Below are 12123 nucleotides of genomic sequence, written 5' to 3' on the forward strand. Positions count from 1 at the left end.
GAGGGGAGCCGGCATGAACAACAACACCGTCCGCTTCGCTGATACCACGGCGGCCAATGACATCATCTTCGTCGAACATTACCAGCCGCAGTGGCAAAGCGGCGACTATACCGTGACGGCGACCCAAAACGTGGGATCGACGGACTGCCAAAGCTTCAGCGACAGCTTTTCCGCCACGCTGACCTTCTCAGTGCTCGGCCCGCGCTTCTCGCTGCCGCCGGACCGCATCCACACCCAATTTCCGCCGCCGGGCGACAACGGCGAATATTCCAACGTGCTGCCGCACCTGGTGCTGACCGACAGGACCCTGCCCTGGCAGCGCTCGCCGGGCGATGCGCCGAGCGGTTTCCAGACGCCATCGATCCCGACGGATACGGCGGTCTATCCCTGGCTGGCGCTGCTGGTCTTCGACCAGAGCGACCCGGCGCCGACGGTCGCCGCCGGGACGATTGCCGACCTGCTGCCGGATGGATTGCCGAGCGGCACCGTTTCATATCCGGACCTCGAGGATAGTCTGGAATACGGGGAATGCACGAGCCAGAATGGCAGTGCGGTCTATCTCCCCTGCCAGTATATCGACGTGCCGGGCCCGCTGTTTTCCGCGATCACGCCATCCTATTGCGATCTCTACTGGCTGGCGCATGCTCGCAAAGTTGAGCCCAAGCGGGCGGCCCTGAAGGCGACCAAGCGCGGCAGAGCGGCTCAGACCGAGCTGTCGGTCGTGGTGGCCAATCGACTCCCCACGCCGGGCAGCACAGCGCTGTGCTGCCTGGTCCCGTTGGAAGGGTTGGGGCCGCTTCTGCCGCCCGCTGCGCAGAACGCCGACACGACCGTCCGCCTGGCGGTGCTCTCGTCCTGGAGCTTCGGCTGCGCGGATAACAGCGAGACCTTTGGCGACTATTTCGCTGCGCTCAATCAAGACCCGGCGACGCTGCAACGACCGTGCCCTGACACCGTCCAGTCGATCGACGTCCAGCAGGCGCTGGCGATGGGCTATACCGCCTTCAACCATCTGACCCGGCAGGGCGGCAGCACCGTGAGCTGGTATCGCGGGCCGCTGCTGCCGTACTGGAACCAGCCGGTCCTGGCGCCGCCGTTCGGGGCCGCCGACGCCCTTATGCGCTACGATCCGCAGACGGGGATGTTCGACACCAGCTACGCTGCCGCCTGGCAGCTGGGGCAGCTCCTGGCGCTGGCGGACAAGAACTTCGCGACCACGCTCTACAACTGGAAGATCGGCCAGCAGCAGGGCGCCGTGGCCGACCTGGAGACGCGGATCCTGGCGGAACAGGTCGGGAGCGATCTCGCCACGCTGACCACACCGGATGCCAGCATCGCGGAGCAGGTCATCAAGACCGTGATCAAGCCGCTCCTCACCAATCTCCTGGAGAAGGCAGCTCGCCCATGACACGCCTGACCGCCGCCGCCGATTACGGTGCACGCATGAGGGAAGCGCTAGCGCAGCCGCCGGTCGTCTTCGACGACGACCCGGCAACGATCGCCATCACCGATTGGCTATCGCGGCTGATGCTGTTCGAAGGCGTGCCGCTTGGCTACCTTGTGCCGGACCCCGGCATGCTGCCGCTGGAATCCATCCGCTTCTTCGCTGTGGACGACAACTGGGTCACGGCGCTGGTCGACGGCGCCTTCAGCATCGGACAGGCCGCGGTCGGCATTTCCGCTGGCGATGCCGCCGCCCCGCAGGCCCGCTTCAAGGCACGCGCCGTCGGTCGGATGAGCCGCCAGCGGGCGCTCAAGCTCGGGATGACCGCCGGCAGCGAGCCGATCGAGGGCTTCGAGGGGGTGATGTCCGGCTTCGTGCTCCGGTCGGCGCTGGTCGATGTCTGGCCCGGCGTGGAGGTCAATGGCTTTGCCGACGCCGCGGGGACCGAGCACGTCCCACTCGTGCGCTTCGACATCCTGGCTTCCGGACTGGCGCTCGGCCTGTTCGCCGGGCTGGTGCAACGGGTGACGTTCGCCGAACCGGCGGAAACGCTGCATTTCGGCATCGACCTGCAATCTTCCCAGAAAAGCCTGCGCTATATCGACACCGAGGGCGACAACAAGCCCGGCGATCCGGTGCTCGACAGTGATCAACAGCCGGTCACGATCACCGTGCCGTTCCGGTCCGGCAGCAGCACGGTGGTCGACATCGCGACGCTGGCCCAGACCATCCAGACCGGACTCGCGGCGAACTCGGCCATTTCCGATGGCTCTCCCTACACCGCGGCGCAGTTTGCGATGGAACTGGTCGAAGGCGTCCAAGAGGTCGTCTTCGACGCCACCGCCGCCGCATCGGCGGTGGTAAGTCCGCCAGCGAAAGAAGGCCCGGCGGCGAAAGAAGGCCGATCCCGATGACCTCCATTCCCACCCCGACGCCCCTGGTGGTGCCGATCCGGCTCGACGCAATGATGGTCGGCGCCAATGACGGCTCCTTCACCCAATTCGCGCCGGCCTACGCCAATTTCACCGAGATGGCGACCCGCAGCTCGAACACGGCCAACATCGGCAACGATCTGCTGAACCAGCCGTTTCAGGGGCAAGGCCCCCTGTCCCAGGGCATCCATCTGCACTGGAGCCTGCCGCGCGCGCTGCGGATCGCGGATTATGCCGATGGCAACGGCCCGCTGCAGCTTCCACCGGCGCCCAACCGCTGGCTGGTAACCCGCACGATCATCGCGGCGGCCACGTCCGAGGCGCCGACCGTGACGCAGACCGGGTGGGTCGTGGAGAGCGACTATGTCGATTCGACCGGCGCCTATAGCCAAACGGCGATTCCCTACGGCACCGATCCGAGCCAGCCCTATACCTATCTCGGCCGGGTCTATCCGTTGGCGGACTGGACCGGCGACTCCAGCTCCGGAACCTACCTGTCGACGCCGCTGACCGCGGTCGGCTTCGGCATTCCCGATTTCGCCGGCTGCTATCGCAATTGCGGCAATGTCTTCGGAATGCTCGATGACACGCTGAACGACGACAGCTTCGACGCTTCGACCATGGTGCTGCTCTATTCCGTGACCGGCTGGTACAGCGATACCTCGAACGATCCGCTGGCCGGCGCCGATCCGGACGCGGTCGCGGCCGCCTTCGGCTGGACCTACTCGGATACCCACTATGTTCCGTCGCGGACTCTCTGCCACGGTCTCGTCTACCAGTTGCCCTGGGACAGCGGCAGCGCGTTCCTGTCTGACCAGACCGGTCCGTTGTCGACCGGCGTGGCGTTCGGCAACACGCCTTCGGAAGCCTTTGCCGCTTATGCCAGCGCGGTCGAGAGCGACAACCTCCCGCAGGTCGAGCAGATACTCGACGCGCTGCAACTGGGCGTGCTGCCGCAGCTGGGGCAGCCGAGCGGGCTCTTGCGCCTGGAAGAGGCGATCTACAACGCCGCTTACACCGCCTTCTCGAACGGCCATAGCTGGCGACTGCGCGCCACCGGCACCAAGGGCGACTTCCCGCAACCGTCCGACAGCCTCGCTGCGTCGATGAACCAGCTCATGACATCGCAGGATGAGCTCAACGCACTGCAGGCGGATATGATCACCCTGCAGGCCCGAATCTTCAACGATTGGTACCACTACATCATCGCCCGTTACGCTGCCGATCCGCCCGCGTCGCCCAGCGAAACCGACATGACGAATTATATCCAAAGCGAGATCGGCGCCCTGTCGCATTTGCAGCAGGACGCAGAGAAACTGCAGACCAGCATTGCCAACCAGATGAGCGAGATCATCGCCGGACTGCCGGGCAATCTCAGCCTGGAGGTCACGGCGGCCGAGCGGTTCTACGGCGCCCCCGATCCGGTGGTCCTGCTGACCGGCGACGGCGTGCCGACCGTGCTCCCCGAGGACGCCAAAGAGATCGGCTGCGTCTTCCTGGCCCCGTCGCCGCCGTCCCTCACCCTCGCCGCCGGGCTGGTCAGCGGGTCGGCGCTGACCACCGTCTCAGCCGACCTTTTGCCGGCGCCGACCCTACCCACCGGCCTGCCTGACCAAGCGGCAGCCTGCCTGACGGCCGCGGCGGAACTGGTCCAGTCGGACCTGCTGATCGTGCCGGCCGCCAGCAACGTCGTGACGCTGGCTGCAGCCAGCCAGGGCGGGACGGCCAATCCCGCGGTTCTGGACTTCGCCACCACCAATACTGACATCGGGCAGGCGCAGACCGACTGGCTGTCCGGCCAGGCGTTCAGCGGTATCGACTTCAGCAGCGCGCCCATCGCTCAGGCGGATATCGCCTGCCTGTCCTGGCAGCTTCCCTGGCGGCCGATCGCCCTGTCCTGGAGCGCCAACTACTATCCGCTGCTGCCGCTGGCGGGATTGAGCGATACCTACGCGGCCGATGCAGTCACCAGCCAGTTCGATTTCGATCCGTCGGTTTCGCTGAACCTTTTTCCCATCGATCCCGACTTTGATTCCTTCGTCGAGCTTTCCGGCACCGCGCTATTGAGCACGGATGCCAGCACGAGCATGCAGGCGCAGATCGCCGCCTACCTGACCCAGCATGACGATCCGGAACTCCGGCAGATCCTGACCGATCTCGGCAGCACGCCGCTGCTGTCGCAGGCGTTCAGCGGGCTCAACACCGGCCTGTTGGGGCGCGTGCAGACGCTGCAGCTCCTGATCGCCGATCCCAGCGCGGTTGATGAGTTCTCGGGCGACTTCACCGACGTGGACGTCAGGAACGCTGTCGGCGGGGAGAACCGCTTCGCGCCGAGCCTGGCCGGCGGCGCTACGGACGATCCGGTCTACAACCCCCTGCGGGGCGGCCAGCTCGTTCCGCAGAAACTGATGTTCATCGACTCGTTCGGCCGGTCCCGCGCCATCCAGATAGGCACCGCCGCAATCGCCTACACCTTGCGTGACGTTTCGGTGGAACAAGGGTTCGTGCTGCCGCTACGCTTCACGCAGGCGACGCAGCTCACGGCCGACTGGCTGGCGGCCGCCAATCCCAGCCTGCGCGACTGCGGGCTTGCGGCCACCAATCCGATCTGCGGCTGGGTGGTTCCCAACACGCTGGATTCCAGCCTCATGTACTACGACGCGAACGGCTCGGCGATCGGCAGCCACATTGTGAGCGCCGGCACCCTGATCTGGCAGTCCGCCCCCAATGCCGGGCCGCCGGGCCAGAGCTTCGAAGAATCCTTCGTCGGCCGCAACGCCGTACTGACGGCATTCGCCTCGGCCATCGAGATGGACGGGGCGACGTATGCCGGCTCGTTGCTGCTGACGATCGAGCGAACCCAGGCCTTCGTCCTGCCCGACGGCCACCAGCTCAGCCGGCAGACGGCGATGCTGATGGGAACGCCGTTGGCTCTGGTGCAAGCCAAGCTCGATCTCGCCATGGCCGGGCTGCCGGTTCCCGACCAGAGCTACGCTGCCCTGGCCCAGGATATCGACAACAACACCGACGTGCTGGACCGCACCCTGCACGGGCTGGACGACATCGAGATTCCGGTGGTGCTGGGCAACCAGCTGGACCTCGACGACGGGCTGATGGGGTTCTTCCTGGCCGGCGACGACGGCGATGCCGATTTCTCGCTCTGCTACGCCGCGCAGGCGGACGGCAGCAGCGACAACGTCGTCGTGCCGGCGGCCGACGGCTTGACGCTGACCCTGAACGCCGACCAGCCGACCCTGGTGGCGATGCTGATCGATCCGCGCAGCAGCGTCCATCTCAACACCGGCCTGCTTCCAGTCCGCGAACTGACGCTGGCCGCCGAAACCTACAACGCCGCACTCAGCCGGATGTCGTTCAGCTTCCTGACGGCGCCGGTGCTGGCGCCAGCCGGCAGCTTCGCCATCCCGACCCCGCGCGAGGGCGGCGGCACCTGGGGGTGGATCACCTACCAGAACGGGGACTGGCTGCAGCAATCCATTCAGCCGCCCCTCAACACCGCGTCCCTGCAGCGGTCGCAGAACATGCAGGAAGGGTGGCTTCAGCTCACCCAATTGCTGGAGAACGACTGATGCCCAAGGCTCGCAACTCCCTCAAGATCAAGGGTGAGATCGTCGCCAGCCTGTCCAACGCCGCGGCGGAGGGCACCTGTGCTATCCCGCTCGGGTTGCCGACGAGCCTGACGCTTCTCCTTGCCAACCAGACCGACCAGTCCTTCGTGCTGGTGCCGCGCAACGGGGCGGCGCCGACGCTCCGGCTGGACTTCACCGAGCTCTCGCCCGCCGTCGCGCCGGATCCGGCGCAGGTCAGCTGTCCGTGGTTCACCGCCACGGCCCCGCGCCCCGGGATCATCGAGCTGGCGCTGGCGGCCGAGCAGTATGATTGGCTGCGCCTTCAATACCTGGCTGTCCGGCTGAACGACCTCGTGCTGACTGGCGGTGCCGGCTTGGGTCTGCTGGAGGTGACGCTCGAGCGCTTCCACCCGCACCTGACCTGGCAACGATCGCTTCCGCTGATGAAGCTGGAGACGCCGGCGGCCGGACAATTGACAAGCGGCGCCAGGGGGGCGGGTCCCGCCGCCTATCGCCACCAGACCACCGGCGGCAGCCTGCAGATCGAGGTCAGGCCGTCGGCTGCGCGGCCGGATCTTGCGGCTGCGCCGGCTGGCCAGCCCGAGATCGTTGTGGGCATCACCACCGCGAACAGCGGCAAGCTGCAGGCGCTCACGTCCTCGAAGCTTGGCGGAAAGGCACAGGTGACGGCCCACGGCTGGACCGCTGAGCGTATCGAGGGAAGCAGCACGCCGTTTTGGAGGCTGGTCCCCAAGTCCCAAGACGGTCCTTGGCTGGGCCGCCCCGGGCCACGCAGCGCCGTAATCGAGATTGGCAACCTGTTCACCGACCAGTCCCGGAGGGGGCATCTCGCACTCTATTCGGCCAATATTCCAGATCGGGCCGACGGATATCAGACGGTCTTGATCGATGCGGCGTCCGGGCAACCGACGATTTCCTCCTTCACCATCTCGCCGTCCGACGGCTTCGGCGTCATCGATACTCCGCAGACAGCCTATCTGAGCTGGGCAACCAGCAATGCCGCCTACGTTGTGCTGTCGGGCGTCGGGGTGGTTCCCACGGGGACGTCCAACTTCCAGGTGACGGTCGAGAAGAGCACGACCTTCATTCTGACGGCGTTCGACTCGACGTTGCAGCTGCCGCAGTCCTTGTCGGTTACCGCAACGATATCGCCCGATCCAGAAAGCCTGCTGGTGACCGCCGGCACGATGATCAACTGGGGCGGGCCGCTGTCGGCGCTGCCGGCGAACTGGCTGCTGTGTGACGGAAGCGCCTACGACATCGACGACTATCCGAACCTCTATGCCGCCATTGGCACCCAGTATGGCGGCGACGGCCAGACAACCTTCAACGTGCCCGACCTCACCAACGCTTTCGTGGTCGGTGCCGGATCGCAGTCGGCTGAACCGCCGCAGACCGGCGGCGGGCCGGACACCCATACGCATGACGTCGGTCTGCCGACGCAGACCGTCGCCCCCACGGTGACAACGGACCCCGGGCACGACCACGTCGTGCCGAACGCCTGGTATGCCCGCAGCCTGAGCAGCACCGACCACGAATATTGCCAAAGCGTCTGCGCCCCGTCCTTCAGCCAGGGTTCCAGCTCTAACCCCACGACCGTGCAGTCGGGTGGCGCACACACCCACCAGATCCCCGTCAGCTTCCCCGACCAGTCCAGCGGCACCAACTCGGTCGGATCGACGCCGGATGTGGGCGTCAGGCCGCCCTGGTACTCGCTCTGCTGTCTGATCAAGACATGAGCCTCCGACCCGACCGATCGCAATGAGGATGACCATGCCTGCGGATACCGCCAACGACTCGTCCCTGATCACGCAGTTCACTTGCGTGGCCAACTGCAACCCGACCGATCTGGTGACACCGGCCGAGGTTACCCTGCAATGGCAGACGGCGGCAGGCTGCACGGCGGCGCTGCTGTCCGGCGTCGGGGTGGTCCCGCTGACCTCGACCGGGACCATCGTCACCGTCACAGAGACCACCGTGTTCGAGCTCACCGTCTTCGCCTCGGCGACGAACCAGGTCGAGACGGCGACCACCACGATCACGGTGACGCCCGACTCGACCACGCGGATGGTTCCGGCGGGCACCATCGTCGCCTGGGCAGGCAATGCCGACGCGCTGCCCGCCGGCTGGCTGCCTTGCGACGGCACCGTCTATCAATCCAGCAACTACCCCGCCCTGGCGAAGGTGCTGGGCTCAAGCTACGGCGGCACCGGAACGACGACGTTCGGCGTCCCGAACCTGGTCGGCAGTTTCGTCATGGGTGCGACAGGGCAATCGACCGAGGCCGCGCAGACCTGCGGTCCGGCCGATACCCACACACACCCGATTCCGGCATTCAGCGGCGATTTCCAGACCGACACCAGCGCCCCCCATACGCATGAGTTGCCGAATACATGGTATCAGGCGGCCTACAGCTCGGGAAAATACACCTCTATCGGCGTTCAGAGCTTCAGCGTGGCCGGGTCGCCGACGCAGAACGACAATCCGGCCGGGCACTCTCACTCGGTCAACCTGTCATTTGATGCCTTCACCAGCGACGGCACGAGCGACGGCATCCAGCCGCCCTGGTTTGCGCTTTGCTACATCATCAAGACCTGAGGAAGCCGACCATGGCCGCCAGCCAAAGCAGCGTCTCGTTCTCAATCGTCAATCCAAAAAACTCCAACACGGTCTATGTCGGGCAGGACAACACGGTGACCGTCCAGGCCGTCAACCAGACCGGTGCGACGATCACGCTGCCGGGCGGCACCCCCGCCGACCCGGTCACCGGCAGCGGTTTCACGCTGCTTCTCTTCTTCAACGCTCTGTTCGCCAACGAGGAGTCGGCGCCGTGCGGAGATCTGTCGGTTACGGCTACGGGATGGACCGCGAAGTTTTTCGCCGACGCCCCTTACCCGGGATGGGCGATTTCACCCAACGACAACACGGATTGGGACGCGGGCGCTTCGCTGAACGTCACCGTGGCCGGGCTCACCCCGACCACGGCCGTCAGTCTCTGCCAGGTCGCCATCGACATCTACAACCTGCCGGGAGCGGAGAATTTCTCCGTGACCTGCCCAGTCAATGTCGCGAATCCTGCAGGCGGATTGAATATCACCGACGCCGTAGGGATTAGCCTTTCGCTGCCGGGCACGACCAACGACGCGACGATCGGCATCAGCCGCGATCCGCAATACCCCATCCAGAACAGCCTGGAGCTGATACTGTCGAACAAGACCCAACAGCCTCTGGTGCCGGACGGCGTCGACTGGGGAGTTGATCCGCCCAGCGTCAACATCACCTTCGTCTATGGATCGGCCCCGCCGGGCTATTTCGCCCTGACGACTCCGGACGACGGCAGCCAAATCTCGGTTGGGCTGGGGACGGGAAACACGCTGTGGACCGCAACGCAGCTTGCCGGGTCGGCAGGGCCGGTCTGGTCCCTGCAACCCATCGCGGGAACCAACAACCAGATCCTGGGCACCGGCGTCCAAGCGGTGGCTACGTTCGAGCTCACCAACATCGTCACCGAGTTCGCCGCGACCCCAACGCTCGCATATATCCAGTTCGTCAATATTCCCGGCTATGCCGACGGGAGTACGACGCTCGTGCTCGACAAGGTCTATGAGACCATGACGATCAGCGGCCCACTGGCGCTGAGCACCGACACGGTGACCGTATCGGCCGATAGCGGACCGCAGACGGTGAGCTTGAACTGGACCGTCGAGAACGCCACGATGGTAGAGGTTTCCGGACTGGGCATGGTGCCCCCCAGCGGGCAGAACGTGCAGGTGCCGGTATGGCGGACCACCAGCTTCGTGCTGACGGCCTATGATACGTATCTGAACGCGATCGCCACCAGCCAAGCCACGGTGACGGCTCAGGCGCCGCAGTCGGCATCGGCGCTGCTGGGCCAGTTGTTGCCGTTGGGCGCCGTGGTGCCGTGGTCCGGTTCGCTCGACAGCGTGCCGGCCGGCTATGCCGTCTGCGATGGCAGCAGCCTGTCTGTCGCCGACAATCCGCAGTTATATTTCGTCATCGGGAAGACATTCGGCGGCGATGGCATCACCACCTTTTGTCTGCCCGACCTGCAGGATCGATTCGTCATCGGGACGGCTTCCGGTTCCGTGGCGGTCGGGGACACTGGCAGCCCGACGCACACTCATACGATGTCGCAAATGCCATCGGCCGCGGCGAACACAACGTCAGACGGCGCGCATACTCACGGGGTGCCCTCCGATTGGTACGCTGTCATGTGCACCACCGGCAGCTATCGCGCGTCGATCGATACCGGCGGCACCCTCGGCGACCCGAACATGCCCGAACCGAACAACATCTTCCAGTCGAACGGCACCCACTCCCATGGGGTGACCCTCGACTACTCGCAAGCGGCTGTCACGGCGCCCCAGAGCGGCGGGATGCGGCCGACGTGGTTCAGCCTGTGCTACATCATGCGCACCGGTGTCTGAACCGATGATCTGGTCGGCATCCCTGGAGGGCGCTTTGACTGAACTTCTGGTCGCCGTCTTCGGTTCCGGCACCCGCATCGCGCATCGGCAGCCGCTCAGCCGGCGGGCTGCCTGTGTCAGCCGCCTATTTCTGGGTAGGCCTTCCGGCAATCCGGGATCGGTGATCATCAAGCATGTTCCGGCGGAGAGATTCGTGCCCGGTGCAGTGCCCGACGCTCCCGAATTCCGCGAGGAACAGGTCGTTCACCGCTTCCTCGCCGGCATCGGCGCCGAGTCGGGGCTGAAGCCGGCGCTGCTGGGCTTCGATCCGGCCGGATTGCTGCTGCTCGAGGATCTGGGCCCGATCGGAAATCCAGTGGCGCGCAGTTTCGCCGAGCTGGTCCCGCGCCTTGCCCGTGCCATGGCGCGCCTGCACGGCCGCACCCTCGACCAGGAAACGACGTATCTGGAGCTGCGGCGGCAAGCCGGGCTCGGCCCGGTTGCGACGGACGGGCGCTATCACGGAGTGATGCGGGAAGCTGAACGGGCCGCCGACGGCCGTGCCGGGCTGGCCTCGATGGTTTCCCCCTGGGAAACGCCGGCAGTCCGGCGGACGCTGGAGCGGGAGTTCGACGCCGTGGTGGCGCTGGTCGAGAATTATCCGGGCCGTCGGGCCCTGATCCACGACGATCTCGGCAATGCGCGGCAGACCTTTGAGATCGGCACGGAGACCTATCTTCTGGATTTCGAATACAGCCATTATGCGCCGCCGTTCTACGAATTGACCAAGACGCTGTTGGGCAAGTTCGAAACCAATACCGAAACCGGCGAATATCTGTTGGCGTCTCCGAAGATGCCCCTGGCCCTTGCGGAACAGCACCGCGTCCTGATGAATCGCGATTATGGGCTGCGATTGGCCGACGAAGAATGGGAAGAGACGCTGGCCGCCTGTCTGATCTATGCCGCGCTGACGCTGCTCGGCAATCTGGCGGCGACCGGGCATCGGCGAACGCTGCGCGGTTCCGTCCAGGACGACATCAACCGGATTCTGGACCGGCTGACCCTGGTCCTGCGGCCATTCCGGCCTTTCGCCGTCATCCGCTCGATCGTCACTCGCTACCGTGCGGCGCCAGCCGCGCCAAACGCCCGCAAGCTTTCCTCAGCCGACGCAGTTTCGACATAGGTGAGGTCGTTCATCCGTGACATGGCCATCAAGACTGGCCGACGTGACATCCTGGCAGGAGACCACCGGTGCCTCGATCTTTGCGGAAATTCTGTCCGTCGGGATGACCCGCCAAAAATTTTGGCGTCTTGTAAAAATGCAATATCAAGGTGGTGAGGCCCACGCTATTCGAGAAGGGTGTTCAGGACGGGGCGCCGGGCCGTACCAGCCTGTGATTTGAGGAGTCGGAAAGGTTATGGATATTGTAACGCTGGGCCATTTCACGGGGTGCGTCGGCAGCGCGTTCGATATCGACCTTGGCGAGAGTTCGGTATCTTTGACACTGTCGGATGCACGCCCCCTGCCGGAAAACGGCTTTCCCGGAATGCGGCGATCGCCCTTTTCGCTGATGTTCCGAAGCGGCTCGCAGATCGTGCTGCCGCAAAAGCTCTACAAGTTGAAGAATGCGACGCTGGGCAAATTGGAGATATTTCTTGTCCCAGTTGCCAGGGACAAAGAGGGGATCGTTTATCAGGCGATCTTCAACTGA

General features: G+C 65.2%; 8 protein-coding genes. All 8 read left to right on the top strand.

The genetic code is table 11. The features are described 5' to 3' along the window. Positions 1–13 precede the first annotated feature (13 nt). Positions 14–1408, top strand: coding sequence for a hypothetical protein (locus ABID26_RS27675; RefSeq protein ID WP_354417139.1), 1395 nt, complete (start codon positions 14–16; stop codon positions 1406–1408). Further along, the gene (locus tag ABID26_RS27680; RefSeq protein ID WP_292344295.1) at positions 1405–2358 is read left to right on the top strand and encodes a hypothetical protein; all 954 of its coding nucleotides are present in this window, start codon (positions 1405–1407) and stop codon (positions 2356–2358) included. Before ABID26_RS27675 ends, ABID26_RS27680 begins: the two co-directional genes overlap by 4 nt. After that, the gene (locus ABID26_RS27685) at positions 2355–5963 is read left to right on the top strand and encodes a hypothetical protein (RefSeq protein ID WP_354417141.1); all 3609 of its coding nucleotides are present in this window, start codon (positions 2355–2357) and stop codon (positions 5961–5963) included. Before ABID26_RS27680 ends, ABID26_RS27685 begins: the two co-directional genes overlap by 4 nt. Next, complete coding sequence (locus tag ABID26_RS27690) at positions 5963–7723, top strand: tail fiber protein (RefSeq protein WP_292344296.1); 1761 nt, start codon at positions 5963–5965, stop codon at positions 7721–7723. The genes ABID26_RS27685 and ABID26_RS27690 overlap by 1 nt, the downstream gene beginning before the upstream one ends. Positions 7724–7757: 34 nt before the next feature. Then, positions 7758–8582, top strand: a complete 825-nt coding sequence (locus ABID26_RS27695) for a tail fiber protein (protein WP_292303272.1) — start codon at positions 7758–7760, stop codon at positions 8580–8582. An 11-nt stretch (positions 8583–8593) separates the two neighbouring features. Beyond that, positions 8594–10432 carry a phage tail protein gene (locus ABID26_RS27700; protein WP_354417143.1) on the top strand — a complete coding sequence of 613 codons (1839 nt, stop codon included), beginning with the start codon at positions 8594–8596 and terminating at the stop codon, positions 10430–10432. A 34-nt stretch (positions 10433–10466) separates the two neighbouring features. Next, positions 10467–11594: an aminoglycoside phosphotransferase/kinase family protein gene (locus tag ABID26_RS27705; RefSeq protein WP_292303270.1), complete on the top strand. Its 1128-nt coding sequence runs from the start codon at positions 10467–10469 to the stop codon at positions 11592–11594. 235 nt (positions 11595–11829) lie between these two features. Then, positions 11830–12123: a DUF6916 family protein gene (locus tag ABID26_RS27710; protein WP_292303269.1), complete on the top strand. Its 294-nt coding sequence runs from the start codon at positions 11830–11832 to the stop codon at positions 12121–12123.

The sequence above is a fragment of the Mesorhizobium shonense genome, from assembly GCF_040545255.1.
GTDB classification, from domain to species: Bacteria; Pseudomonadota; Alphaproteobacteria; order Rhizobiales; family Rhizobiaceae; genus Mesorhizobium; species Mesorhizobium shonense.

Bases quoted from the DNA above. Each gene is read 5' to 3' on its own strand.
- ABID26_RS27675 (WP_354417139.1), top strand. From the start codon at position 14: ATGAACAACAACACCGTCCGCTTCGCTGATACCACGGCGGCCAATGAC.
- ABID26_RS27680 (WP_292344295.1), top strand. From the start codon at position 1,405: ATGACACGCCTGACCGCCGCCGCCGATTACGGTGCACGCATGAGGGAA.
- ABID26_RS27685 (WP_354417141.1), top strand. From the start codon at position 2,355: ATGACCTCCATTCCCACCCCGACGCCCCTGGTGGTGCCGATCCGGCTC.
- ABID26_RS27690 (WP_292344296.1), top strand. From the start codon at position 5,963: ATGCCCAAGGCTCGCAACTCCCTCAAGATCAAGGGTGAGATCGTCGCC.
- ABID26_RS27695 (WP_292303272.1), top strand. From the start codon at position 7,758: ATGCCTGCGGATACCGCCAACGACTCGTCCCTGATCACGCAGTTCACT.
- ABID26_RS27700 (WP_354417143.1), top strand. From the start codon at position 8,594: ATGGCCGCCAGCCAAAGCAGCGTCTCGTTCTCAATCGTCAATCCAAAA.
- ABID26_RS27710 (WP_292303269.1), top strand. From the start codon at position 11,830: ATGGATATTGTAACGCTGGGCCATTTCACGGGGTGCGTCGGCAGCGCG.